This window comes from Nonomuraea maritima, assembly GCF_900100395.1.
Lineage (GTDB): Bacteria > Actinomycetota > Actinomycetes > Streptosporangiales > Streptosporangiaceae > Nonomuraea > Nonomuraea maritima.
In genome coordinates, this window is record NZ_FNFB01000001.1 from 419,499 (window position 1) to 445,354 (window position 25,856).

Below are 25,856 nucleotides of genomic sequence, written 5' to 3' on the forward strand. Positions count from 1 at the left end.
TGAGATCGCCGATGAGCAGAGAGGGCGCGGAGCACGCGCTGCGCCTCCGTGCCGAGGAACGCGACCGCGTCTCCGGCCACCTGCTCGACCTCGAGTCCCACACGACGTACCGATTACTCAAGGGCGCGGCCCTGCGCGGCGAGACGCGCAGGCGGTGGGCGGCGGCGCAGGAGTCGCTGGCCGTCCTGTGGGTGCTGAACGACGCCTACCGGGCCGTGCTGCGGGAGGCCGAGCGGGTCAGGGCCGAGCGCGAGCGGATGGGCGCCGAGCAGCTCGCCCGCCTCACGGAACTGCTGTCGGGCCCGTCCGTGGTGCTGCCCGCCGCCGTCGAGCCGGTCGAGCGGCGCTCGCTCCTCCCTCCGGTGGACGAGCGGCTGACCCTCGACGAGGCGGTGGTCCGGATGAACGGCGCCTTCGGCGAGGTCACGTCCGCGCTGAACGACATCGACGCCGTCTGGAACGTCCTGCTCCCCCGTCTCGACGCCGCCGAGGCCGACCTGCGCGCGATCGGCGAGCTGGCGGCCCTGCTGGGCGAGGACGCCACGCTGGAGGCGACGCAGGAACCGGCCCGGCTGCGGGCGGCGGTGGTGGAGGACCCGCTCGGGCCGTCCGTCGAGCAGGACCTCGACCGGCTGGTCCGGCTGCTCGGCGACCGCCGCGCGGAGCTGGAGCTCGCGCGCGCGGCCAGGGACGAGTACGCCGAGCGGCGCGAGAACCTGACCGCCGCGCTCGACGAGGTGCGGGCGGCCGAGAGCGAGGCGCGGCTGGCCCACGGCAAGGTCGTCGTCAAGATCGCCCTGCCGCCGCAGGCCCAGCCGCGCAGCCGGGTGGACGCGTTGGCCGCCGCGCTCGACGCGCTGGACGTGTCAGCCGAACCCTGGGTGCGGCGGGGACGGCGGCTGGCGGCGCTGGAGGACGAGACCCGCGAGGCCGCCGGCCAGGCGCGGGCCGCCGCCCAGGCACTGTACGGGCTGCTCGTCCGCCGCGACGAGTTACGCGGCCGGCTCGGCGCCTTCCAGGTGATGGCGGCGCGCAAGGGGCTCGCGGAGGCCCCGGACGCCACCCGCCTGTACGAGCGAGCCAGGGCGCTGCTGTGGAGCGCCCCCTGCGACCTGACGCGTGCGGCGGCCGCGGTCGACGACTACCGGCGCGCGATCCACGGAGGTGCCGCATGAGCCGTTGCACGCAGCCCGGCTGCGCGGGAACGATCGACGAGGGCTACTGCGACCTGTGCGGCCACGCCGAGAGCCCGCCGCCCCTCCCGTCGTCACAGCCGTCGTCGCTCCCGTCGCGGCCTGACCCGGGGTCCGGACCTGAGACGCGTCCCGCGGGCAGGCCGACCGGGGGCACCGGACGGTCGCGGACGGGCGTGCCCGACACCGTGGCCGACCTGCCGGCGGTGCCGGAGCGCGACCCCGCGGACGCGGTGCTGGACGACCCCCAGGTGCCGGAGGACAAGCGGTTCTGCGCGAACCCCGCGTGCGAGAAGGAGGTGGGCCGGTCCCGTGACGGGCGGCCGGGGCTGACGGAGGGGTTCTGCCCGCACTGCCGTACCCGCTTCTCGTTCACCCCCAAGCTGCGCGAAGGGGATCTGGTGGGCGGCCAGTACCGAGTGCTGGGCTGCCTGGCGCACGGCGGGCTCGGCTGGATCTACCTCGCCTCCGACGAGAACCTCGACGGCCGCTGGGTGGTGCTGAAGGGCCTGCTCAACTCCATGAACGCCGAGGCGCTGGCGGCGGCGGAGGCCGAGCGGAAGTTCCTCACCACGGTCGACCACCCCAACATCGTCAAGATCTTCAACTTCCAGCGCTCGTCCGGACTCGGGTACATCGTCATGGAGTACCTGGGCGGGCAGTCGCTGCACGACCTGCGCCTCCAGGGCCCGCTCTCGCTGCGCGAGACCCTCGTGTACGGGCGCGAGATCCTGCAGGCGCTCGCGTACCTGCACGAGAGCGACCTGGTCTACTGCGACCTCAAACCGGCCAACGTGATCAGGGTCGGCCGGCGGCTCAAGCTCATCGACCTGGGCGCGGTGCAGCAGCTCGGCTCCCCGGTGGGCTCGTCGTGGGTCACGCCCGGCTACCACGCGCCCGAGTTGCGCGACCGTCCGCAGTCGGTCGCCGCCGACCTCTACACCGTGGGCAGGACGCTCGCGGTGCTGGCGGTGCCCGGGTTCAGCCCGTGGCAGGGCGGCGGGCCCGCACCGCTGCCGGCCGACTGCGGGCACCCGTCGTTCACCCGGCTGCTGCGCAGGGCCACCGCGCCCGACCCGGCCGACCGGTTCCAGAGCGCGTGGGAGATGGAGGAGCAGCTCCTCGGGGTGCTGCGGGAGATCAGCGCGCTCGAGGCCGGGGTGCCGTACCCCGCACTGTCGCGGTTCTTCGGGCCGGAGCGCGCGGCGGTCGGCGCCGCGCTGTCGCAGGACCCCCACGAGGTGTTCGGGCCGCTCGACCCCGTGGCGGTGGCGACGGCGCTGCCCGCTCCGCAGGTCGACCCGTCCGACCCGGGAGCCGGCGCGCTGGTGGGGCTCGCCGGGCGTGACGGCAGGGAGCTCGTCGAGCAGCTCGCGAAGCTGCCGCCGACGCCGGAGACGCGGCTGACGCGGGCGCGGCTGCTGGCCGAGGAGGGCGCGGCCGAGGCCGTCACGGAGCTGGACGAGCTCAGCAGGGACCTGCCCGGCGACTGGCGGGTCACGTGGTACCGGGCGGTCCTCGCGCTGACCACGGCCCACCACGACGAGGCGGTGGCGCTGTTCGACGCGTGCCTGTCGGAGCTGCCCGGCGAGCTCGCGCCCAAGCTGGCGCTCGGCCTCGCGCTCGAGTGCGCGGGCCGGCCCGCCGCCTCCTGGTACGACCTCGTCTGGCGGACCGACCGCTCCTTCGTCAGCGCGGCGTTCGGGCTGGCGAGGGCGGGTCGGATGGACGTCCTCGACGAGGTGCCCGCCTCGTCGGTGTACCGGACGGCGGCGCAGGTGGCGCTCGCGGCCTCGGCGGTGCGGCGGCCCGACGTGGCCGCGCTGGGTCCTGACGAGCTGACGCGGGCGGCCGGCCGGCTGGCGGCGCAGACGAACCTCGACACCCGCCGCCGCGACCTGCTCACCGCCGAGATCCTGCAAGGGGCGCTGACGTGGCTGGAGTCGAACCCACCGCCGAAGCTCGGTGAGCTCTCCGGGGCGCCGTTCACGGAGGTGGGGCTGCGGCGGCGGCTGGAGACGATCTTCCGGCGGCTGGCGCTCGCGGCCGGCTCCCGCGAGGAGCGCCACGCCCTCGTCGACCGGGCCAACACCGTACGGCCGAGGACCTGGCTGTGACGGGCGCAGCCCAGGAGGCGGCGGGCTGCCCGGTGTGCGGCGCTCCCGTGCTCGTGGGCGACTCCTACTGCGAGGCGTGCGGGCACGCGCTCAACGCTCCCGCCTGCGTCTCGTGCGGCGCTCCTGCGGTGGACGCCGAGGGCTACTGCGAGCGGTGCGGCCTTCGCCAGCCGTCCGGACGCGACCACGTGGAGACGACGCTGGACGGGGGCGCCGCGGCGGTGACCGACAGGGGCTTGCGCCGCCCCCGCAACGAGGACGCGGTGGCCCTGGTCCAGGCGGGCGACGCCGTCGTGGTCGTGGTGTGCGACGGCGTGGGGTCGTCGCCGAGGGCCGACGAGGCGTCCGCGGCGGCGGCCGGGACCGCGTCCGCCGCGCTGGCCGGAGGCGTGTCGCAGGCGGAGGCGTTCGGGCTGGCCGCCCGCGCGGTTGCCGAGCTGGCCACCTCCCCCGAGGACGCCCCCGCCTGCACGTACGTCGCCGCCGTGGTGGAGCCGGACGGGCGGGTGTCGCTGGCCTGGGCGGGCGACTCCCGCGCGTACTGGCTGCCCGGCGGTTCCGGGGCACCCGTGCCGCTGACCGTGGACGACACCGTGGCGACCGGGGAGATCACCGCCTGGCTGGGCGCCGACGCCGGCGCGGTCGGCCCCCACGTGCGCACCCTGGTCCCGCCCGAACCCGGCCTGCTGCTCGTCTGCAGCGACGGGCTGTGGCGCTACCTGGACGGCTACGCCGTCCCCGCCGCAGGGACGCCCGTCGAGACGGCCCGCGAACTGCTCCGCCACGCGCTGGACCGCGGCGGCCAGGACAACGTGACGATCGCCTTGATCCCCCGAGGAGAAGTGCATGACTGACCAGCCCGCTTTCACCATGACCATCGACCAGAACAAGTACCTGCCGCTCGGCGGGCGCGAGGTGCACGCGATCGTGACGGTCGCGTCGGCGGGCGGCCCGGTCGTGCGTCAGGACGTGCCCGCCGAGGCCGCTGAAGTGATCATCATTGACACGTCGGGGTCGATGAGCGGCAGCAAGATCCGCGAGGCGCGGCAGGCCGCGGCGACGGCGGTGCGCACGTTGCGCGACGGGGTGCACTTCGCCGTGGTGGCCGGGACGGAGTCGGCCCACCTGGTCTATCCGGGCCGCGGCGCCGGGCTGGTCGAGGCGAACCGGGCCACCAGGGCCGAGGCCGAGCAGGCCATCGGCCGGTTGCTGGCGCACGGCGGCACCGCCATCGGCTCGTGGCTCGACCTTGCGGGACGCCTGTTGAGCACGCGCCCGTCGGCGATCCGGCACGCGCTGCTGATGACCGACGGCCAGAACAACGAGCGCCCCGACGTGTTCGACTCCGTGCTGCGCTCGTGGAGCGGCGCGTTCGTGTGCGACGCGCTGGGCGTCGGTGACGACTGGGTGCCCGCCGAACTGCGCAAGGTCGCCGAGGCGCTGCTCGGCACGTTCGACTTCGTCCGTGACCAGGCCGACCTGCCGGAGTACTTCCGGCGGCTGACGCAGACGTCGATGAGCAAGACGGTGGCCGAGGTGTCGCTGCGGGTGTGGGTGCCGCAGGCCGCCGTGCTGAAGTACGTCAAGCAGGTCTCCCCCACGCTGCTCGACCTGACGGGCAAACGCGCCGACGTCAACCCACTGACCGGCGACTACCCGACCGGCTCGTGGGGCGCGGAGGAGCGCGAGTACCACGTCTGCGTCGAGGTGCCCACCGGGCAGGTCGGCCAGGAGATCAGGGCGAGCTGGATCAAGCTCGTCCGCCCCGACACCGAGGAGGTCCTGGCCGGCGGGAACGTGCTCGCGCAGTGGAGCGACGACCTCGCGCAGTCGACCCGGATCAACCGGAAGGTCGCCCACTACACCGGCCAGGAAGAGCTGCACGAGCTGATCCAGGAGGGACTCGGCGCGCGGGCGGCCGGCGACGTCGACACCGCGACCGCCCGCCTGGCCGAGGCGCGGCAGATCGCCGAGAACACCGGCAGGGAGGACACCCTGCGACTGCTGAACAAGGTGATCGAGCGCGACCCGGAGACGGGAACCGCCCGCCTGCGCAGGGACGTGGCCAAGGCCGACGCGATCGCGCTCGACACCGGGTCGGTGCGGACCAGCAGGCTGCGTGAGCGGAACGAGGGGACTGACCGCTGATGGCCACCTGCCCGCAGGGGCACGCGTCCGGCGCCGACGACTACTGCGACGTCTGCGGGGCCCGCATGAGCGCGGGCACACCCGGGGGCGGGCCCACGAGCGTGCTGGCGCCGGAGACGCCGCCCGCCGAGTGTCCCGTCTGCCGGGCGCCGCGCGCCGGACAGTTCTGCGAGGTGTGCGGCCACGACTACGCCGGCACCGGCGCGAACACCCCGTCATTCGCCACGCAGGTGCGGTGGGAGGCCGTCGCCGCGGCCGATCACGCCTACTACCAGCGGGTCGTCGGCGCGGGCGGTCCGGACGCCGGCGCGGTGTCGTTCCCGCCCTACTGCCCGGAGCGCTCGTTCGCGCTGGAGGGCGAGCAGGTGCGCATCGGACGGCGCAGCCGGGCCAGGAACCTCACCCCCGAGATCGACCTCACCGGTCCGCCGGAGGACACCGGCATCTCCCACCTGCACGCCGTGCTGCTGGCCCAGCCGGACGGCACCTGGCTGCTGGTGGACCCGGGCTCGGCCAACGGCACCCAGGTGAACGGCCGTCCGATCGGGGTCAACGTGCCGGTCCCGGTCGGCGCGGGAGACCGCATCCACCTCGGCGCGTGGACGGTCCTCACCCTGAGGGAGGGGGCGCCGTGACGGTCGTGAGCGTGCGCGTTCCCCCCGCACCCGCGCGCCGCAGCGTTCCCGGACGGATCCGGGTGATCTCCGGCGTCACGGCCGGCTGCCTGGTGCTGCTGTTCGCGGCGCTCGCGGCCGGCGGACTGACCGTGCGCGACGGGCTGCAGGTGATCGGCCGCGACGCGGGCCCGCAGGTCGTCGCCACGGCCGGGCTGTACCTGGCGCTGAGCGACATGGACGCCGTGGTGGCCGACGTCCTCGTCATGGGCGACGCGTACGAGCGGGAGCGGGACAAGGCCACCGCCCGGTACGAGCAGCGCCGGTCGGAGGCCAACCAGGCGCTGCTGAAGGCGTTCGAGCTGTCGGGCGACAACGAGGCCGAGCGGCGGACGGTGCAGTCGGTGCTCGACGGGCTCGGCGCGTACGAGCGGCTGGCCGGGCAGGCGCTGCTGCTGAACGAGCGGTCGCCGCACCCGCCGGGGCCGCCGCCGGAGGCCGTCGTCAGGCTCTACCGGCAGGCGACCGACCTGATGCGGCTGATGCTGCTGCCGCAGGCGTACAACCTGACGCTGGAGAACGGCACGATCGTGCGCCGCACCTACGACGACAAGGCGACGACGGTGCCGCTGCTGCGCGGCACGGTGGTGCTGGCCGGGCTGCTCGCCGTGGGCTGCCTGGTCTGGCTGCAGGTGTACCTGGCCAGGAGGTTCCGGCGGGTGTTCGGGCCCGCGCTGCTGATCGCCACGCTCGCGGTCGCGGCGTCCACGGTCGTCGGCGCGGCCGCGCTCGGGCAGAACGAGCAGGCGCTGCGGGAGGCCAAGTCGGCGGGCTTCGACTCGGTGCTGGCCCTGGCCAGGGCCCGCGCGATCAGCAACAGCATGCAGGGCGACCAGAGCCGCTACCTGCTGGACAAGGAGCGCGCCGACACCTACGAGCACACGTACTTGGACAAGTCGCTGTCGCTGCTGTACGTCGAGGCGGGCAATCTCGAGACCTACCACGCCAAGGTGGCCGACAACTCGGGCGGCTTCCGCGGCCTGCTCGGCCCCGAACTGGTCGGCGCGAAGGGCGCGCAGGTCGAGGAGGCGTACCAGCGGTTCCAGGCCGCGGACACGACCTTCCGCACCCTCGCGGCGGACGGCAGGGTCGGCGAGGCGGTCGCGGCGCGGCTCGACCCGGTCAGCGCGGCGTTCGGCGCCTACGACCGTTCCCTCGTGGCGCTGGCCGACGAGCACGAGAGCGTGTTCGACCGCGCCATCGACCGCGGTGAGAGCACGCTGGGCGGCCTGTGGCTGCTGCTGCCGTTCGCGGCCGGCGTGATCGGCCTGCTGGTGGTCACCGGGGTGTGGCCTCGACTCAAGGAGTACCGGTGAAGCGCGCGCTGTCGGCGGTCGCCGCCCTTGTCGCCATGGTCGCCGTGGTCGCGGGCTGCGGGACGGGCGGCCCAGAATCGATCGTGGACAAGGACACCCTGGTCATCGCGGTGCGCTCGGACCTGCCGTACGTCGGGTTCCGCAAGCCGGACGGCTCCTTCGAGGGCTTCGACGTGGACGTGGCCCGCTATGTCGCCGGCAAGCTGGGCAAGGACTTCTCGCTCGTGCCCGTGCTGGCGGCCGACCGGGAGAAGGTGCTGGTGGACGGCCGGGCCGACATGGTGGTGGCGACGTACACGATCAGCCAGGACCGCAAGGCCACGGTGCTGTTCGCGGGGCCGTACCACATCTCGTACCAGGACATCCTGACGCGGCGGGACGACCCGATCGGCAACGTGCGGGAGCTCGCTGGGCGGAAGATCTGCGAGGTGCGAGGGGCGAACGCGGCCCAGCGGGTGGTCGAGGAGCGGAAGGTGGCGGCGGAGGTCGTGCCGTTCGCCGACTACCAGGCGTGCCTGGCCGGGCTGAAGAACCGCCAGGTCGACGCCGTCACCACCAACGACGTCATCCTCGCGGGCCTCGCCATGCAGGACGGGTCGGGGCTGCGGCTGAGCAACGCGCGGTTCAACGAGCAGCGCAGCGGCATCGGGCTGCCCCGGGGCGACGTGCCGGGGTGCGAGGCGGTGAACCGGGCGATCACCGACATGTACCAGGACGGGACGGCGGCGAAGCTGCTGCACACGTGGTTCGACGCGTCGGGCCTGGACCTCAGCACGATCGCCGTCCCCCAGTTCGAGGGCTGCTCCTGAGTGCGGTCACCCGGCGGCCGGGCGGTGGCCGAGGCGCCGGGAGGCGTCCTCGGCCGCGGCCACGACCTGCGGCGCGATCTCGCCCACGTCGGCGGGGGTGAGCCGCTGCGTCGGCGCCAGCATGCCGAGGACCGCGACCAGCTCGCCCGAGCTGCCGAAGACGGGGGCGCTGATGGAGGCCGCGCCCGCGTCGCGTTCCTCGAACGTCGCTGAATAGCCGTTCCTGCGCACCTCGGCCAGTTGCTCGTCCAGCACGTCGATGTCGACGACGGTGCGGGCGGTGTGGCGGACGAGACCGTGGCCGACCGCCGCGCGGCGCGCCTCGGGGTCGAAGGCCATGAAGACCTTGCCGGCCGAGCCCGCGTGCAGCGGCATCACCATGCCGACCGTGGCGATGCGCATGACGGCGGCGCGGGTCTCGGCGAGGCTCACCACCGTGCGGAAGGGCCCGTCGCGCACGTACAGGCAGGCGGACTCGCCGGTGCGGTCGCGCAGCCACTGGATCGCCGGACGGGTGAGCTGCACGATGTCGAGGCCGAGCGTGCCGGGGGCGGCCCACCGCACGAGCGCGAGGCCGATGCGGTAGACGTCGCCGTGCCGGTCGAGGAAGCCCTCGCGCACCAGGCTGGTCACCAGCCGCTGGCAGGTGCTCGCGGGCAGCCCGGTGGCCTTGGTGATCTGCTGGAGGGTCAGCTCGGCGCGCTCGATGGTGAAGCACTCGAGGATCTGGCGGACCTTCCGCAGGACCAGCACCGACGCGGCGCCCCGCTCGTCGTTCTCGCCCATCACCTACGCGAACCTACCCCATGTCACGCGCCCGGCCCCGGGCGCAGCGCAACCGGCCAGGCCGGTACGGCGGACAGCGCGGAGTCGAGGCGGCGGCCCAGCAGCGCGCGCAGCTCGTCCCGGACGGCGACGAGCTTGCCGGGGTCGATCCCGGTGGCGACGCCCACCTGGTGGCAGAGGTTGACCAGGTCGTCGGTGCCGATGTTGCCGGCGGCCCCGGGGGCGAACGGGCAGCCGCCGACGCCGCCGAGTGAGGCGTCGAAGCGCCGGACGCCGAGCCGCAGCGCCTCCCACGCGTTCGCCGAGGCCATGCCGTACGTGTTGTGCAGGTGCAGGCCGATCGGCAGTTCAGGGAAGGCGGCGCGCACGGCGGTGACGGTCCTGCGGATGTGCGCTGGACCGGCCGCGCCGATCGTGTCGGCGAGGTGGATCACCTTGACGCCGAGTGCGATCAGCTCCTCGGCCACCTCCACCACCCGGTCGGGACCGGTCTCGCCGTCGAACGGGCAGACGAACGCGGTGACTATGGTCGCCTCGACATGGACGGCGGCCTCGCTCAGCAGCCCGGCCGCCGGCCACAGGCGCGCGAGGGCGTCCCGGGTGGGCACTCCGGCGTTGGCCCTGCTGTGGCCGTCGGAGGCGGAGACCACGAAGCGGACGTGGCGGGCTCCGGCCGCGAGCGCCCGGAGCGCTCCGCGTTCGTTGAACACCAGGGTGTGCAGCGCCACGGACTCCCCCGGCCGCAGCCGGCGGACCAGCGTGTCGGTGTCGGCCATCTGCGGCACCTTGTCCGGGTGGACGAACGAGCCGACCTCCAGCGAGGTGAGCCCCGCGTCCATCAGCCCGTAGGCCAGCCGGAGCTTGTCGGCGGTCGGGATGACGACCGGCTCGATCTGGAAGCCGTCCCTGAGCAGGACGTCGGTGATGAGGACCTGGTCGGTGGCGTCCACTCAGATCACCTGCAGCTCTCGCAGGGCGGCGCGGCGGGCGTCGTCGATGCCGAGTTCGGCCAGTACGGCGTCGGTGTGCTCGCCCGGCTCCGGCCCGAGCCACCGGGTGCGCCCGGGCTCCTCGGCGAGCTTCGGCACGACCCCGGGGAAGAGCACCTCGCGCTCGTCGCCCGCGGCGATCCTGACGCGGTGCCGTTCCAGCATGCCGCGGGCCGCGTAATGGGGGTCCTTGGCGATGTCGGCCGCCGTGTAGATGGGGGACGCGGGGATCTGCCCGTCCCCCAGCCGCAGGAGGACCTCCTCGTGCGGCATCAGCCGGGTCCAGGCCGCGATGGCGGCGTCGATGGACGCGGCGTGCTCCACCCGGCCGGCGTTGTCGGCGAGCCGCGGCTCGGTCGCCAGGTCCGAGCGGCCGATCACCCGCATGAGCCTGCGGAAGATGGCGTCGCCGTTGCCGCTGATCACGACGTACCGGCCGTCGCCGCACAGGTAGGTGTTGGACGGCACGATGCCCGGCAGCGCGCTGCCGGCCCGCTCCGGTTCGACGCCGAACGCGTCGTGGTCGGGGGTCAGCGACTCCATCAGGGAGTAGACCGCCTCGTACAGGGCCACGTCCACGACCTCGCCCTGTCCGGTGGCGGTGCGGCGGTGCAGGCCCATCAGGGCGCCGATGACGGCGTACAGGCCGGCGACGGAGTCGGCGAGGCTGATGCCGACCCGGGTGGGCGGGCGGTCAGGGTAGCCGGTGAAGTTGCGGAGCCCGCCGACCGCCTCGGCCACGCCGCCGAACCCCGGCCGGTCGAGGTACGGGCCGCTCTGTCCGTACCCGGAGACGCGGACGACGATCACGTCGGGGTTCACCTCGCGCATGCGCTCGACGGCCAGGCCCCAGCGTTCCAGGGTGCCGGGCCGGAAGTTCTCGAGGACGACGTCGGAGCGGCGGATCAGTTCCAGCGCGACCGCCTGCCCCTCGGGATGCCCGAGGTCGAGCGTGACGGAGCGCTTGTTCCTGTTCAGTACGCGGAACAGCAGCGAGGTCTCGCCCTCGTGGAGCCGCCACCGGCGCAGTTCGTCCCCGCCGGTGGGGCGCTCCACCTTGACGACGTCCGCCCCGAAGTCGGCCAGGAGGCGGCCGGCCGAGGGGGCGGCGATGAAGTTGCCCAGTTCGAGCACGCGCACCCCGGCCAGTGCCCCGCTGCCATGATCACCCATGACGACCCTCCCCTTTGGCCCACGATGTGGGTTTGTATCCCAGCATGCGAGTTTGCCATCCGAGCCGTCAAGTGCTCCTATATGTAAAAAATGGGATTAAAACATGCAAAACCAGCACTTAACTCCCCTTGACCGTGCTCTTCGATCGGCCGCATGATGGGTTCTCATCCCAGTCGTGGACTGCTTGCCCGCCGTGAACCGCACGCGAGAAGCCGCCGCCGCCCCCCTGCCTCCCATCGAAGGAGCAGCGGATGTCAGACGTCGCCGTACTCGCGAGCACGGCAGGAGCGATCGTCGCCGTCGTGGTGCTCATCGTGCGCTGCCACGTCAACCCGGTGATCTCACTGGTGCTCGGGTCGCTCGCCCTGGGGCTGATGAACCGCCTGGGGTTCGGCAGGACGGTCGAGACCATCACCAAGGGGTTCGGCGACATCATGGCCGAGGTCGGCCTGCTGATCGCCTTCGGCGTGCTCATGGGCTCGATGCTCAAGGAGATGGGCGCGATCGAGCGCCTGGTGGACCGGCTGCTGCGGGTCTTCGGGCCAGGGCGGCTGCCGTACTCGATGTCGCTGACGATCGGCACGCTGCTGCAGTCGATCTACCTGGACGTGCTGCTGGTGATCTCGGCGCCACTGGCCCGCTCCGCCGCGCGCCAGATCGGCCCCCTCGGCACGCCGCGCATGGCCGCCTCGATGGCGATCGGGCTCGAGTGCGGGATCGTGCTGATGGTGCCGGGCGTCGGCACCCTGGCACTGGCGGCGCTGCTGGACGTGCCGCTCGGCACGATGCTGCTCTGGGGTCTGCTGCTCGTCGTCCCGACGATCGTCATCTCCGTCGCGATCATGACCTTCCTGTTCCGCCACGGGTTCTGGGACGTCGCCGGCGACGAGATCGCCGAACCCGTCCCGGCGGAGCAGGTACGGGAAGAGCTCAGAACCCCTGTCGGCGTGGGAGTCGCCGGGGGCGGGGCGCCCGGCGTCCCGGCTCGGGGCGGCGCCGAGCTTCCCGCCGGCCCGCGCGGCGGCGCCGCCGGTCCCCGCCTGTCGGCCTGCTTCGCGCCGCTCGTCGTCGCCCTGTTGCTGATCGCGGGCGGTGCCGTCGCCCAGGCCGCGAACCGGGAGAACGCCGTCGTGTCGTTCTTCTCCGACCCCGTGGTCGCCCTGCTGATCGGCCTCATCGGCACCCTGGTCGTCACCCGCCTGTCCCTCGGCAGGAGCGGGGTGGACAGAGCCGTCGCCAACGGGTTCAAGGAGAGCGGTCAGATCCTCATCCTCACGGCGGTCGGAGGCTCGCTCGCCGCCGTCGTGGCGGCGGGCGGCCTGGGCGACATCCTGCGGCACTACTTCGAGGCCGACCGGTTCCTGCCGCTGCTGACGGTGTGGCTGGTCGCCGCGGTCCTGCACGTCGCGGTGGGCTCGGTCACCATCTCGGCCATCACCGCGGCGGGCATCCTCGCCCCCGTCGCGCCCGCCCTCGGCGTCGACCCCGTGCTGATCGCGCTCGCCGCCGGATCGGGCTCGCTGTTCTGCGTCCACGTCACCAGCAACACGTTCTGGCTGCTGCAGTCGCTGCTCGGCCAGACCACCAGGGGCGCGCTCAAGACCACCACGTTCGCCGTCTCCGTCGCCTCGGTCGTGGCGCTGCTCCTGCTGTTGCCGATCAGTGCCCTCTTCTGAGCGGACATGCCGATGGCCCGCCGGAGCGGGCCATCGGATCGGCGGTCGGCCGGGTCAGTCGAGGTAGTCGCGCAGCATCTGGGCGCGGGTCGGGTGACGCAGTTTGGCCAGCGTCTTCGACTCGATCTGGCGGATGCGCTCGCGCGTCACGCCGAACTCCCTGCCCACCTCTTCGAGCGTGCGCGGATGGCCGTCGGCCAGGCCGAAGCGCAACTGGATGATGCGCTGCTCGCGGTCGGACAGCGTGGCCAGGATGTCGTCGAGCTGGTCCTGCAGCATGATGAAGGCCGCGGCCTCCATCGGCACCACCGCGTCGGCGTCCTCGATGAAGTCTCCGAGGTCGGAGTCCTCCTCGCCGATCGGCGACTGCAACGACACCGGCTCCTGGGCGATGCGCTGGATCTCCACCACACGATCGACCGGGAGGTCCATCTCCTTGGCGATCTCCTCGGGGATCGGCTCGCGGCCGAGATCCTGGTGGAGCTGCCGCTGGACCCGTACGAGCTTGTTGATGGTCTCCACCATGTGCACCGGGATGCGGATCGTCCGCGCCTGGTCGGCGATGGCCCGGGTGATCGCCTGCCGGATCCACCAGGTGGCGTAGGTGGAGAACTTGTAACCCTTGGTGTAGTCGAACTTCTCGACCGCCCGGATGAGCCCCAGGTTGCCCTCCTGGATGAGATCCAGGAACAGCATGCCGCGGCCCACGTACCGTTTGGCGATGGACACCACCAGCCGGAGGTTGGCCTCGATGAGCCGCTGCTTGGCTCTCGTGCCCTGCCAGACGAGCTCGCGGAACTCGGGGAAGGCCAGCCGCGAGACGCCGTTGGCCAGTTTGTCCTCGGCGAACAGGCCGGCCTCTATCGACTTGGCGAGCTCCACCTCCTCCTCGGCCGTGAGCAGCGGCACGCGGCCGATCTCCCGCAGGTAGATGCGGACCAGATCGCTGGTCGGCGCCCGTTTGCCTACGTCCTCCTCATCGGCGCGGGAGGACTCCTCGTCGCCCTGGGGCTCGAGGACCTCCACGCCGTTCTCGGCGAGCATGCGCACGACGCGTTCCAGCGCGTCGGACGGCAACTCGGATCGGTCAAGCGCGGCTGCGACGTCATCGACGGTTACGCTTCCGCGCTCTCTTCCTTTCGCGACGAGGTCCGCCACCTGATCGACCGATGGCGGTCCGCTTGACAGCACCGATGCACCCACGGGACACAGTCTGCAGTATTGGTTCCGGCAAATGGCAGACCCATTTTTGTCACCGAAGGTAAGGCCGCAGTCCCCACCGAATTGAGATCGATAAAAGGTTTAACCTGAGTTTGATCAGGAAAGTAAAGTGAATTACGCGGTCGGCATTCCCGCGTCCGGCGGTCCCCCGAGCCGGACGCCACGCTTGACCTGCCCCGATATCGCCGCCTGCGGGCATGGGAACGCGCCACATTCCCGACTGAACTGGCCGGTTGCCCAGCTATCTGCGCAGCCGAACTGTTACCCGGCGGACACCACGCGGGCCCGCTTCTGCGCACGGCACCCGGCCCCGCCGTCACGCGGCGGGGCGGGCCGCGGAAAAGGTCACTGGTTGCCGGTCGCCCGCTCCAGCAGCACCTTGCGCTGCTTCTCCAGCGCGAGCAGCTCGCCGAAGAGGCGGCGGTGCTCCTGGTCGTCGTCGACCGGGTTGATGCGCTGCAGGCGCGACTTGGCCTGGGCGATGGCGCGGTCGACCGCCATGGTCTCGACCCGCGCGAGGATGCCCGTGGCGTACCGCTGCTCGACCTCGGCGTCCGCCTGGAACGGCTCGACCGCGAAGCGGGTCACGAGCACCCGCGACCCCTCCTCGTAGGCGTGCTCCAGCAGCCGGTCGACCCATTCGCGGCCGCCGTGCGCGGCCCCCGCGAGACCTCCGGCGGCGGTGATGACCTTGTGCAGGGCGATGTGGTCGGGCGTGGTGAACGCCTGCGGGTCGAGGGCGTCGAACGAGGGGCCGAGCAGCGCGGGACGCTGGACGGCCAGCTTCAGCAGCTCACGCTCGACGCGCACGCTCGGGTCGAGCGGCGCGGCCTGGGGGGCGCTCCGGCGGCGGCCCTGCTGGACGCCCGGCGCCTCGGCGATGCGCTGCATGACGAACCGCTCGTCCATGAAGCCGAGCCAGCGGTCGAGGTCGATGGCGTAGCGCTTGCGCAGCCCGACGTCCTTGATCGAGGCCACGATGGGCGCGGCGGCGTCGAGAGCGGCGATCTTGCCCTCGTTGCTGCGCAGGTCGTAGCGGGCGATCGTGCTCCTGATCGCGAACTGGAACAGCGGCTCGCGGCTCGCGATCAGGTCGCGCACGGCCGCGTCGCCCTGCTTGACGCGCAGGTCGCACGGGTCGAGCCCGTCACCCTGCACGGCGACGTAGGTCTGTGTGACGAACTTCTGCTCGTCGGCGAACGCCCGCAGCGCCGCCTTCTGCCCCGCCGCGTCGCCGTCGAAGGTGAAGATGACCTCGCCGCGGAACTCGGCCTGGTCGAACAGGAAACGGCGCAGGATCTTGATGTGCTCCTCGCCGAACGACGTGCCGCAGGTGGCGACCGCGGTGGGGACACCGGCGAGATGACAGGCCATCACGTCGGTGTATCCCTCGACGATCACGGCCTGCGCCCGCTTGGAGATCTCGCGTTTGGCGAGATCGATTCCATAAAGGACCTGGCTCTTCTTGTAAAGCGGGGAGTCAGGGGTATTCAGGTATTTCGGCCCGTCGTCGGAATCGAGCAGCTTGCGTGCGCCGAATCCGATCACATCGCCCGTGGCGTCCCTGATGGGCCAGATCAGCCGCCCCCTGAACCGGTCGATCGGCCCCCTGCGGCCCTCTTTCGCGAGGCCGCCCTTGACCAGCTCGTCGGCGCTGAACCCGCGGGCCATGAGGTGGCGGGCCAGCGCCTCCCACTCGTTGGGCGCGTAGCCGACCCCGAACGTCTCGGCGTCGGCCCGCTCGAAGCCCCGCTCGGACAGGAAGCGCCGGCCCGGCGCCGCCTCGGGGCTCATCAGCTTGCCGACGTAGAACTCGGCCGCGGCCCGATGGGCCTCGATCAGCCGGGCGCGCTCGCCGTGGTCGCGCCGCGGGACGTAGCCGCCCTGCTCGTACTGCAGCTGGATGCCGGCCCGCTGGGCCAGCCGCTCGACGGCCTCGCCGAACGACAGGTGCTCGATCTTCTCGACGAACGTGATCACGTCGCCGCCCTCGGAACACCCGAAGCAGTAGAACATCCCCCGCTCGGGGGTCACGTTGAAGGACGGGCTCTTCTCGTCGTGGAAGGGGCACAGCCCCTTGAGGTTGCCGCCTCCGGCGTTGCGCAACTGGATGTGCTCGCCGATGACCTCGGCGATGGGGGAGCGCTCGCGCACGAGTGCGATGTCGACATCTCGGATCCGGCCAGCCACGTCGGTGAGTCTATTCCGCCCGGCCGACGGTTCCGACGCGCCGGGTGTTTCCGGGTACGCGGTACGTCCTGGCGGCCGGGAGGGAAGGCGAAGGTTACCCGCAGGCCGCTAAAGACCGAAAGCGGCTCTGCGGGGGCTCCGGGTGGGCTACAAAGGTAAAAGTTGCCGGTGGAACCGGCGAAAACAGTGAGCACAGGTGGAGACCATGCATTCGGGGCGTATCGGACGATTGGCGGCCGTCACGGGCGCCGTGCTGCTGACCGGCGCCTGCAGCCAGGTCAGCGGGGTGGCGGGCGTCGGCGCGACGTCGCCCGTGACGGCCCAGCAGACCACCGCACCCGCCACCACCGCACCCACCGCTGAAGCGACTCCGGTCGCCGAGCACCAGGCAGGCGCGGTCGAGCGGCCGCCCGGCGGCGAGGCGCCGGTCATGGTGCCGCCGCCGAAGCTGTCGGAGCACAGTTACACGTTCCCGGTGAAGGACTGCAAGACGACCTACCAGCGCAAGCTCCTCGTCCTGCCCAAGACGACGATCTGGGCCAAGGAGGGGTGCGCGTTCGTCGCGCCCGTCGACGGGGTGGTCGACGAGGTCAACACGGAGAACCGGTGGAACCCGGCCACCGACGCAGGCCCCGACCGCGAGGGCAAGTTCGTCACGATCATCGGCGAGGACGGCGTCCGCTACCTGGGCGGCCACCTCGACTCGATCGCCAAGGGCGTCAAGCCCGGCCTGCGGGTCAAGGCCGGGCGGGTGCTCGGCCGGGTCGGACGGTCGGGCAACGCCCGCGACACCGCGTCCAACCTCTACTTCGCGATCTCGTGGAAGACCGGCCCCTCCTCCTGGTGGGTGCGCCGGGGCATGGTCGAGCCCTGGGACTACCTCGACGCGTGGAAGAGCGGCAACCGCACGCTCTCCCCCCGCGCCGAGACGCTCAAGCTGCGCGCCAAGCTCGGCGAGACGCCGCCGTGCACCGTGATGTGCGCGTCGGTGCAGCCGCCGGCGACGACCACCGAGCCGAGCGAGACCCCGACCCCGCGTCCCACGCGCAAGAAGAAGCGCGGCGGGGGCGACGACGGCGGCGGCGCCGTGGTCGTGATCACCCCTTCCATAGACTCGTTCGGTCTACACTGACGCCCGACCTGATCAGTTCCTGGATCTCGTCCACGACGTCCCAGACGTTCACGTTCATCCCGGCGACCACCCGGCCCTCGCGCAGCCAGTACGCGACGAACTCCAGGCTCGCGGGGTCGCCGCGGTAGACGACCTCGTCGTGGCCCTCCACGTCGCCGGAGAACTCCATGCCGAGCTCGTACTGGTCGGTGTAGAAGTACGGGAGCCGGTCGTGGACGACCTCATGGCCGAGCATCGAGCGGGCCGCGACGGGGCCGCCGTGCAGCGCGTTGGCCCAGTGCTCGACGCGGATGTGCCGTCCGTACAGGGGGTGGAAGAACTCCGCCACGTCGCCCGCGGCGAACACGTCGGGGTGCGAGGTGCGCAGCGCCGGGTCGGTCAGGATGCCCTGCCCCACGTCGAGCCCCGCGTCCCTGGCCAGACCGACCTCCGGCACCGCGCCGATGCCGGCCACCACCAGGTCGGCGGTGAGCCGCTCCCCCGAGCTGAGCCGCACCCCGGTCGGGGTGACCTCCGCCGCCGCCGTGCCGAAGCGCAGCTCGACGCCCTTGCCGGCGTGCAGGCGGGCGAACATGGCGCCCAGCTCGGGGCCGAGCGCCTTGTTGAGCGCGGTCGGCTCCGGCTCGACCACGGTGACGTCGCAGCCCGCCGTGCGGGCCGCCGCCGCGGTCTCCAGCCCGATCCACGACGCGCCCACGACGAGCACGCTCACGCCAGGGGCGAAGCGCTGCCGCAGCGCCTCGCTGTCCTCGACGGTCCGCAGGTAGTGGGCGGGGCCGGGCAGCCGCCTGGGCACCGCGCCCGTCGCGATGAGCAGCTTGTCGTACGGCTGCCGCGAGCCGTCGTCCAGCCGGACCAGGTGGTCATCCCGCTCGATGCGCGTCACCCGCGTGCCGAGCCGCAGGTCCACGGCGTTGTCCACGTACCACGAGGGCTCGTGCACGTAGATCGTGTCGCGTTCGGCCCGGCCCTGGAGGTACTCCTTGGACAGGGGCGGCCGCTCGTAGGGCCGCTCGCTCTCCGCGCCGATCAGCACGACCTCCCCGGCGAAGCCCTCCTCGCGCAGCGTCTGCGCGGCCTTCGCCCCGGCGAGCCCAGCGCCGACGATCACAAATGTGGCCATGGGCGCAGTATCCGCCCGGCGTGCCCGATCGGGTAGCGGGTTGCGCCGAATCACCGCCTCCGTGGACGAAGCTTGGTCAGTGGCGGAGCCTGCGATGCCAGGCCACCGCCGAGGTGTCGGTGAGCGAGGCGATCTGGTCGATGACGACGCGCAGCCGGGCCGCGTCGTCCGTGGCCGCGCCCCACGCGGGACGGAAGGCGGGCTCCAGCGTGCCCGGCGCGCCGATGATGACCAGAGAGGCCAGCTCGGTGATGAGCTCGCGCTGCCTGGCCTGGTTGGCGTGGTGGCCCTCGGTGGTCATCACGTAGTGCGCGGTGACGCCCTTCAGCAGCGCGCACTCGAGCCTCGTCACGTCCGGCACGACGAGGTCGGCCCGGTGCCTGGCGCCGTACGCCTCCTCGGTGGCGGCCTGGGCCGAGGTGCAGAACCGGCCGATGAGGCCGCTGGTGAGCGCCTTCAGCCCGGCCAGGTCGGCGAGGGTGGCCTCGAAGCGGCGCGGCCAGAGCGGGTGGGTGATCAGGCGGGCGAAGATGTCCTCCAGCTCGCCGAGGTCGGCTTGCGGGGCGTACCAGGTGCGGGCGGTCCTGCACACCTCGCGGCGCTCGTCGGGCGACAGCAGCGCCTCAGGGACGACGTGGCCCGAGTGCAGGGCGTCCTCCAGGTCGTGGACGGAGTACGCCACGTCGTCGGCCCAGTCCATGATCTGCGCCTCGAAACTGACCCGTCCCTCGGGAGCGCCCTCCCTGATCCACCGGAACACCGGCAGGTCGTCGTCGTACACGCCGAACTTGGGCGAGGCGCCGCGCGTCCACGGGTACTTGATCGAGGCGTCGAGAGCGGCGCGGGTGAGGTTGAGCCCGGCGCTGCGCCCGTCCTCGGTGAGCACCTTGGCCTCCAGCCTGGTCAGCAGGCGCAGGCTCTGCGCGTTGCCCTCGAAGCCGCCGCACAGGGCCGCGAGCGCGTTGAGCGCCACCTCACCGTTGTGACCGAACGGCGGGTGCCCCAGGTCGTGGGCCAGGCAGGCGGTCTCCACCAGGTCGGGGTCGACGCCCAGGACGGCGCCCATCTCGCGGCCGACCTGGGCGCATTCGAGGGAGTGGGTCAACCGGGTGCGCGGGATGTGCTGGCCGCCGCCGAACGTCTCGCCGGGGCCGACGACCTGCGTCTTCGCTGCCAGCCTGCGCAGCGCGGCGCTGTGCAGCACCCTGGCGCGGTCGCGTTCGAACGCCGATCGCCGCGGGTTGCCGGAGGACTCCGGAACCCAGCGTTGCTGGTCGTGTTCGTCGTATGTACGCATCGGTCGGGTGATTTTATCGAGTTTCAGGTGTCCGCTAAGGTCAGCTCGGAAGAACCCCTTCCCCGGAGCGACTCCCCCATGACCACAGCCTTACGAGCGGTGCTGGCGTTCGCGTTGCTCACCGGTTTCTCCGTGCTTGTCGGCCTCGTCCTGGCGGCAGCGGTCTTCCTCGACGTCATGCTGTTCGTCGACTTCCACCCGCGGATGCTCGCGTTCGCGCTGACGCTGAGCCTGGCGGCGGCGAGCCTCGTGCGCGCGCTGATCGTGGCCGGCCGCGGCGGCGGGGAGCAGCCGGGGGTGGCGGTGGGACGCGAGCACGAGCCCGTGCTCTGGCAGACCGTCGAGGACCTCGCCCAGCAGGTGCGCACGGCGCCGCCCGCCGAGATCCGGCTCGTCCCCGAGGTGAACGCGGCGGTGTCGGAGGACACCCGGCTGCTGGGGCTGCGGGCGACGCGCCGCCGGATGTACGTGGGGCTGCCGCTGCTGCAGACGCTCACCGTCGACGAGCTCAGGGCGGTGCTCGGGCACGAGCTCGGCCACTACAGCCGGGCCCACACCCGCCTCGGAGGCGCGGTCTACCGGGGCCGGGTCGCGCTGGTCGCGGCCGTGGAGAGCCTCGGCGACCACCCGGTCATCCGCCGCGTCTTCGCCATGTACGCCCGGTTCTACCTACGCGTCTCGCAGGCCGTCTCGCGCAGGCAGGAACTGGAGGCCGACGAGTTCGCCGTCGCGATCGGCGGGCGGCAGGCCATGACGAGCGCGCTGCGCAAGGTCCACAGCACCGCGCTCGCCTGGGACGTGTACGTCTCCGGCTACCTCGGCCTGGCCGGCGTCGGCGGGGTCCGGCCGGCGACCGTGTTCGGCGGGTTCCACCAGCTGCTGAGCGATCCCGTCCGCCAGACCCAGCTCGCGGAGCTCGACCGGCGGCCCGCCGAGGTGTCCCCGTACGACTCGCACCCGAGCCTCGAGGAGCGGCTGGCCGCGATCGAGCGCCTGCCGGAGCTGCCGCACACCCCTGACCCGCGTTCGTCCCTGGCGCTGCTGCGCGACCCGAACGTGGCGATGCAGGCCGTCGAGCACTCCCTGTGGACGCCGCAGGCGCTGCAGGAGCTGCGCCCGGTGTCGTGGGAGGAGCTGGTGGCCGAGGGCATGTACGCCGTCCGCAACGCCGAGGCGCTGCACGACCTGGCCCTCGCCGGGCAGCGCGTCATGGGGGCGTCGCTGCCGTACCTCGACGCGGCGTTCGAGGCGATCGCCCGGGGGCGGCAGGCGGAGCTGGAGGCGCAGCTGCGCGAGCTGGACTGGAAGCCGTCGGAGACGCTGCTGGCCGACGTGCTGGTGCAGGCGCTGGAGGCGGTGCTGATCCAGCTCGGCCAGGCCCGGTGGACGCTGTCGTGGTCGGGCCCCGCGCGGCTGCTGTACGACGACGGCGAGGAGGTCGCGCTCGCCGAGTACGCCGCCCAGGTGGCGGCCGACCCGGGGGCCGTGCCTGGGCTGCGGCGCTGGCTCGGCGACCACGGCATGCGCCACGACTACATCCCGTCCGGGCTGACGCCCGCAGCCGTCCGGTAGATGCGGCAACCGGTTTCCGCTGAGCGCCTTGCACACCGCGATGCGTGGCCATACGGTCACCCTTAGCGTTCGCATGGTCAAGAGGAGGCGCTGTGAACAGGCAGGACGGCGAGACCCAGCGGCGCCCGGCGATGCTTCCGCACATCGCGTGGCGGCTCGAGGCGATGATCGCGGCCATAGCCGAGCGCCGGGCGCCCGCCACCGGCGCGATAGCGCAGGCGCTGCGGAAGGTCCCCCGGCACTGGTTCGTCCCCTCTGTCGGCCTCGCGCTCGACGACGACGGCGGGGCGGTGCCGATCGACCGCGACACCGATCCGCCGGCCTGGTGGGACGCCGTCTACTCGGGCAGGCCAATCGCGGCCCGCGTGGGCGGCTCGTCGTACACGTGCGTCAATCCGGCGCCCAGCGCCGTCGTCGACCTGCTCGAACTCCTCGACCCGCGGCCCGGCCAGCAGGTGCTGGAGGTCGGCACGGGCAGCGGCTGGATCACGGCGCTGCTCTGCCGGCTGGTGGGCGCGTCGGGCAACGTGACGTCGGTCGAGCCCGATCCCGAGGTCGCCGAGACCGCGGCCCGCAACCTGGCGGCGGCGGGCATCCGTCCGCACCTGCTGGTGGGCGACGGGCGCGACCGTCCGGCGAAGGGGCCGTACGACCGGGTGCTGGTGCTGTCCGCGGTGCCGGGCGAATGGGTCGAGCAGGCCCGGCCGGGCGCGGTGGTCGTCGAGGGCGACGACACGGCCACCCGTTTCGTGGTGGCCGAGCCCGGCACGTGACGGGGGCCGGCCCTGCGGACCCCCGCCCGTGTCGTCAGCGGGTGTCGGAGTCGCCTCCTGACAGAGCCGCGCGGCTGTCGTCAGCGGGTGTCGGAGTCGCCTCCTGACAGAGCCGCGCGGCCGCTCTCCAGGCGGGCCACCGGGATGCGGAACGGCGAGCACGACACGTAGTCCAGGCCGACCTCGTGGCAGAAGTGCACCGAGTCGGGGTCGCCACCGTGCTCGCCGCAGATGCCGAGATGCAGGTCGGGACGCGCGGCACGGCCCTCCCGCACCGCGATCTCCACGAGTCGGCCCACGCCCTCGCGGTCGAGCGTCTCGAACGGGGAGACGCCGAAGATGCCGAGCTCGAGGTAGCGGGAGAAGAACGACGCCTCCACGTCGTCGCGCGAGAAGCCCCACGCCATCTGGGTCAGGTCGTTGGTGCCGAAGGAGAAGAACTCCGCCGCCTCGGCGATCCGCCCCGCTGTGAGGGCCGCGCGCGGCACCTCGATCATGGTGCCGATCAGTGCCTCCACGCCGGTCTCCGCGAGGATCCTGACGGCCTCCTCGCGTACCGCCTCCAGCTCCTGTACGGAGGCCACGAGCGGAATCATGATCTCCGGTCGCGCCCCCGGCACCTCGGCGGCCGCCTGGGCGATGGCCCTGACCTGCATCGCGAACAGGCCGGGGATCACCAGGCCGAGCCGTACGCCGCGCAGGCCCAGCATGGGGTTCTGCTCGTGCAGGCGCTTGACGGCGGCGAGGAGCCGGTGGTCCTTGTCGGTGACGTCCCGCGACGTGGCGATCTTGACGGACAGGTCCACGATGTCGGGCAGGAACTCGTGCAGCGGCGGGTCGATGAGGCGGATGGTGACCGGCGCACCCTCCATCGCTTGAAATATCCCGATGAAGTCGGACTTCTGGAGTGGCTCCAGCTTGTCCAGCGCCGACCGCCGCTCCTCGGCGGTCGAGGCCAGCACCAGCTCCTCCACGAGCTGCCGGCGATCGCCGAGGAACATGTGCTCCGTACGGCACAGCCCGATGCCCTCGGCCCCGAACCGGCGGGACCGGGCCGCGTCCTGCGGCGTGTCGGCGTTGGCGCGCACCCCCAGCCGGCGGACCCCGTCGGCGTGGCGCATGATCCGGTCGACGGCCCTGACCAGGTCGTCAGCGGGTTCGGCGCCCTCGAAGTACTCGACCACGGCCGAGTCGACCACCGCCACCTCGCCGAGGAACACCTCGCCCGTGGTGCCGTCGATGGAGAGCACGTCCCCTTCTGAGACCACCACGCCGCCGGGGGCGACGAACCGCTTCCCCGCGGTGTCGACGTCGAGTTCCTCCGCGCCGCACACGCAGGTCTTGCCCATGCCGCGCGCCACCACGGCGGCGTGCGAGGTCTTGCCGCCCCGGCTGGTGAGGACGCCCCTTGCGGCGATCATGCCCGCCAGGTCGTCCGGGTTCGTCTCGCGGCGGACGAGGATGACGTCCTCGCCCTGCCCCGCGAGCTCGACGGCGCGCTCGGAGGAGAAGACGACCCTGCCGACGGCCGCGCCCGGCGAGGCGTTCATGCCCTTGGCGATCCGCTTCCTGTCGGCGCCCTCGTCGAAGCGGGGGAACATCAGCTGCGCGAGCTGGTCGCCGGTGACCCGCATGACCGCCTCGTCCATGGTGATGAGGCCCTGGTCCACGAGCTGCGTCGCGATGCGGAAGGCCGCCGCCGCCGTGCGCTTGCCGACCCGGGTCTGCAGCATCCACAACTTGCCGCGTTCGATCGTGAACTCGATGTCGCACAGGTCGCGATAGTGGTTCTCCAGGGCCTCCATGATCCCGAGCAGCTCGTCGTACGAGTGCTTGTCGATGCGCTCCAGCTCCTGCAGCGGGATCGTGTTGCGGATGCCGGCCACCACGTCCTCGCCCTGGGCGTTCTGCAGGTAGTCGCCGTAGACGCCCCGGCGGCCTGAGCCGGGGTCGCGGGTGAAGGCGACGCCCGTGCCGGAGTCGTCGCCGTAGTTGCCGAAGACCATGGCCATGACGTTCACGGCTGTGCCCAGGTCAGCGGGGATGCGCTCCTGGCGGCGGTAGAGGATCGCGCGCGGGGCGTTCCACGAGTCGAAGACGGCCATGACGGCAAGGCGCATCTGCTCGCGCGGGTCGGTGGGGAAGTCCCTGCCGGTCCGCTCGCGCACGATGCCCTTGTACGTCTCCACGAGCCGCTGCAACTCGGCCGCGCCGAGCTCGGTGTCCTGGCGCTCGCCCTTGAGCGCGTCGAGCGCGCGCTCGAACAGGTCGCCGTCGATGCCGAGCACCGTCTTGCCGAACATCTGGATGAGCCTGCGGTACGAGTCCCACGCGAAGCGCTCGTTGTCGCCCGCCTGCTTGGCCAGGCCGTGCACCGATTCGTCGTTGAGTCCGATGTTGAGGACCGTCTCCATCATCCCCGGCATCGAGAACTTCGCCCCCGAGCGGACGCTCACGAGCAACGGGTCGTCCGCCTGCCCGAGTTTGCGGCCCATCACCGTCTCGAGTGCCGAGAGGTGCTTCGCCACCTCCTGGTCCAGACCGTCCGGTACGGCGCCTTCCGCCAGGTAGTGGCGGCACGCCTCGGTGGTGATCGTGAAACCGGGGGGGACGGGCAGCCCGAGGTTCGTCATTTCGGCAAGGTTCGCGCCCTTACCACCCAGCAGATCCTTCTGATTCTTGTTGCCCTCGGTGAAGTCGTAAACGTACTTGGCCACCACCAGCTCCAATCAAACGCCTCTGCCCCGGACTCTACCGGTGAAATTGATGATGAAACTGCACCACTCCCTTGAATTGACATTCCCGCAGGTGAATGCCGCCTTAGAGGTCTAATCCAATTGTATGCCCGCTCGCCGGGAATTGGATTAGACCAATTGGTTTAAACCAATTTCCAAACGCGCGAAGAATGCCCGCGCGGGGCCCCCTCCGCATTCCGGCGCGCCGGACGAGCGGCCTGTGACCAGTGAGGCTGCTGTTCCGGGCCACTGCGCATTCCGGCACGTCGTGACCAGGCGGCGCTGTTCCGGGGCCTTCGCTTCTCCAGTGGGTTGTGGCTCGGGGGCTCGGTGGGGTGCTGTCGCGGCGCTGGAGCCAGCGGACGACATGGCGCCCTGGCCGAGACGGGAGTACACCACCACGCGGCCCCGTGCGACCGGTCGCCCGGACGGTGCTGGTGAACGGGGCGGCGTGCTCGTCCGGGACGCGCTCCAGCAGCTCCTCGGTGGCGTCGAGCAGCGCCCAGACCTCCAGCTCGCGGTCGGCGGCCAAGGAGCGATGATCAGCGGCGGTACGGCGGCCGTCAGCCGGTCCGCGATCTCCCGCGCCGGTACGCGGGCGGCCAGCGCGTCGAAGGACAGCACGAGGCGGTGTGCCATCACGTCGTGCGCCAGGTCCCGTACGTCCTCGGGCAGGACGCCGTCGCGGCCGCGCACGAGGGCCGGAGCCCATCCGGCCGCGCACGAGGGCCGGAGCCCGTCCGGCCGCGTATGAGGGCCGGGGCCCGTCCGGCCGCGAGCGGCCCGAGCGTGGCGCGCGGGCCGGCGCCGAAGGCCGGCAGCCGCCGTACGTCGGGCACGCCGAGGCGTTCCGGTTCCCGGGTGGCGTACACCGGGCGGACGGCGTACTCGACGACCGCGTCGTGCACGAAGACATCCTCGGCCCGGCGCTG

The 25,856-nt window shown here is 72.2% G+C and carries 21 protein-coding genes; 11 read left to right on the forward strand and 10 right to left on the reverse strand.

The window, feature by feature from the left end:
* Positions 1–11 precede the first annotated feature (11 nt).
* The 7 genes from BLR04_RS40420 to BLR04_RS02040 are packed head-to-tail and all read left to right on the forward strand — an operon-like array spanning position 12 to position 8,257.
* Positions 12–1,175: a hypothetical protein gene (locus BLR04_RS40420; protein WP_090758895.1), complete on the forward strand. Its 1,164-nt coding sequence runs from the start codon at positions 12–14 to the stop codon at positions 1,173–1,175.
* Positions 1,172–3,310, forward strand: coding sequence for a serine/threonine-protein kinase (locus BLR04_RS02015; protein ID WP_090758897.1), 2,139 nt, complete (start codon positions 1,172–1,174; stop codon positions 3,308–3,310). The genes BLR04_RS40420 and BLR04_RS02015 overlap by 4 nt, the downstream gene beginning before the upstream one ends.
* On the forward strand, positions 3,307–4,164 hold the full coding sequence (locus BLR04_RS02020) for a PP2C family protein-serine/threonine phosphatase (RefSeq protein ID WP_090758899.1): 858 nt from the start codon (positions 3,307–3,309) through the stop codon (positions 4,162–4,164). Before BLR04_RS02015 ends, BLR04_RS02020 begins: the two co-directional genes overlap by 4 nt.
* A complete protein-coding gene (locus BLR04_RS02025) occupies positions 4,157–5,458 on the forward strand; it encodes a VWA domain-containing protein (RefSeq protein WP_090758901.1) in 1,302 nt (433 codons plus the stop codon). The genes BLR04_RS02020 and BLR04_RS02025 overlap by 8 nt, the downstream gene beginning before the upstream one ends.
* Entirely contained in the window at positions 5,458–6,093 is a 636-nt protein-coding gene (locus BLR04_RS02030; protein ID WP_090758903.1) for an FHA domain-containing protein, read from the forward strand. The genes BLR04_RS02025 and BLR04_RS02030 overlap by 1 nt, the downstream gene beginning before the upstream one ends.
* A complete protein-coding gene (locus tag BLR04_RS02035) occupies positions 6,090–7,448 on the forward strand; it encodes a hypothetical protein (protein ID WP_143021928.1) in 1,359 nt (452 codons plus the stop codon). Before BLR04_RS02030 ends, BLR04_RS02035 begins: the two co-directional genes overlap by 4 nt.
* Positions 7,445–8,257, forward strand: coding sequence for a transporter substrate-binding domain-containing protein (locus tag BLR04_RS02040; protein WP_090758906.1), 813 nt, complete (start codon positions 7,445–7,447; stop codon positions 8,255–8,257). Before BLR04_RS02035 ends, BLR04_RS02040 begins: the two co-directional genes overlap by 4 nt.
* Before the next feature lie 6 nt (positions 8,258–8,263).
* On the opposite strand, the gene BLR04_RS02045 is transcribed toward BLR04_RS02040, so the two are convergent.
* Genes BLR04_RS02045 through BLR04_RS02055 form a run of 3 tightly spaced genes read right to left on the reverse strand, consistent with a single transcriptional unit; the run spans position 8,264 to position 11,205 of the window.
* The gene (locus tag BLR04_RS02045) at positions 8,264–9,043 is read right to left on the reverse strand and encodes an IclR family transcriptional regulator (protein WP_090758908.1); all 780 of its coding nucleotides are present in this window, start codon (positions 9,041–9,043) and stop codon (positions 8,264–8,266) included.
* A 23-nt stretch (positions 9,044–9,066) separates the two neighbouring features.
* Positions 9,067–9,993 carry a hydroxymethylglutaryl-CoA lyase gene (locus BLR04_RS02050; RefSeq protein ID WP_090758910.1) on the reverse strand — a complete coding sequence of 309 codons (927 nt, stop codon included), beginning with the start codon at positions 9,991–9,993 and terminating at the stop codon, positions 9,067–9,069.
* Positions 9,994–11,205, reverse strand: coding sequence for a CaiB/BaiF CoA transferase family protein (locus tag BLR04_RS02055; RefSeq protein ID WP_090758912.1), 1,212 nt, complete (start codon positions 11,203–11,205; stop codon positions 9,994–9,996).
* Between the two features lie 251 nt (positions 11,206–11,456).
* On the opposite strand from BLR04_RS02055, the gene BLR04_RS02060 reads away from it, so the two are divergent.
* On the forward strand, positions 11,457–12,881 hold the full coding sequence (locus BLR04_RS02060; protein ID WP_090758914.1) for a GntP family permease: 1,425 nt from the start codon (positions 11,457–11,459) through the stop codon (positions 12,879–12,881).
* A gap of 54 nt (positions 12,882–12,935) precedes the next feature.
* Here BLR04_RS02060 and rpoD read toward each other — a convergent pair whose 3' ends face one another.
* Positions 12,936–14,039, reverse strand: coding sequence for an RNA polymerase sigma factor RpoD (gene rpoD, locus BLR04_RS02065; protein ID WP_393491042.1), 1,104 nt, complete (start codon positions 14,037–14,039; stop codon positions 12,936–12,938).
* Between the two features lie 408 nt (positions 14,040–14,447).
* Positions 14,448–16,292 (reverse strand): DNA primase, encoded by a 1,845-nt coding sequence (gene dnaG, locus BLR04_RS02070; protein WP_090758918.1) that lies wholly within the window; start codon positions 16,290–16,292, stop codon positions 14,448–14,450.
* A gap of 205 nt (positions 16,293–16,497) precedes the next feature.
* Between dnaG and BLR04_RS02075 the strand changes: the two genes are divergently transcribed.
* Entirely contained in the window at positions 16,498–17,424 is a 927-nt protein-coding gene (locus tag BLR04_RS02075; RefSeq protein WP_176902891.1) for a M23 family metallopeptidase, read from the forward strand.
* On the opposite strand, the gene BLR04_RS02080 is transcribed toward BLR04_RS02075, so the two are convergent.
* A complete protein-coding gene (locus tag BLR04_RS02080) occupies positions 17,390–18,547 on the reverse strand; it encodes an NAD(P)/FAD-dependent oxidoreductase (protein WP_176902892.1) in 1,158 nt (385 codons plus the stop codon). The two genes, BLR04_RS02075 and BLR04_RS02080, sit on opposite strands and share 35 nt — an antisense overlap.
* 76 nt (positions 18,548–18,623) lie before the next feature.
* Positions 18,624–19,844 (reverse strand): deoxyguanosinetriphosphate triphosphohydrolase, encoded by a 1,221-nt coding sequence (locus BLR04_RS02085; protein ID WP_090758923.1) that lies wholly within the window; start codon positions 19,842–19,844, stop codon positions 18,624–18,626.
* A gap of 78 nt (positions 19,845–19,922) precedes the next feature.
* Here BLR04_RS02085 and BLR04_RS02090 point away from each other — a divergent pair, with 78 nt between their 5' ends.
* Together BLR04_RS02090 and BLR04_RS02095 are read left to right on the forward strand one after the other, a co-directional pair.
* Entirely contained in the window at positions 19,923–21,416 is a 1,494-nt protein-coding gene (locus tag BLR04_RS02090; RefSeq protein WP_090758925.1) for a M48 family metallopeptidase, read from the forward strand.
* Between the two features lie 92 nt (positions 21,417–21,508).
* Positions 21,509–22,189, forward strand: a complete 681-nt coding sequence (locus BLR04_RS02095) for a protein-L-isoaspartate O-methyltransferase family protein (protein ID WP_090758927.1) — start codon at positions 21,509–21,511, stop codon at positions 22,187–22,189.
* A gap of 80 nt (positions 22,190–22,269) precedes the next feature.
* On the opposite strand, the gene ppdK is transcribed toward BLR04_RS02095, so the two are convergent.
* The 3 genes from ppdK to BLR04_RS41570 all read right to left on the reverse strand — a co-directional run bounded on the left by ppdK (position 22,270) and on the right by BLR04_RS41570 (position 25,832).
* Positions 22,270–24,906: a pyruvate, phosphate dikinase gene (gene ppdK, locus BLR04_RS02100; protein ID WP_090759519.1), complete on the reverse strand. Its 2,637-nt coding sequence runs from the start codon at positions 24,904–24,906 to the stop codon at positions 22,270–22,272.
* Positions 24,907–25,053: 147 nt separating this feature from the next.
* Complete coding sequence (locus BLR04_RS41565; RefSeq protein WP_176902893.1) at positions 25,054–25,620, reverse strand: hypothetical protein; 567 nt, start codon at positions 25,618–25,620, stop codon at positions 25,054–25,056.
* The gene (locus BLR04_RS41570) at positions 25,563–25,832 is read right to left on the reverse strand and encodes a hypothetical protein (protein WP_090758929.1); all 270 of its coding nucleotides are present in this window, start codon (positions 25,830–25,832) and stop codon (positions 25,563–25,565) included. Before BLR04_RS41570 ends, BLR04_RS41565 begins: the two co-directional genes overlap by 58 nt.
* Positions 25,833–25,856 lie beyond the last annotated feature (24 nt).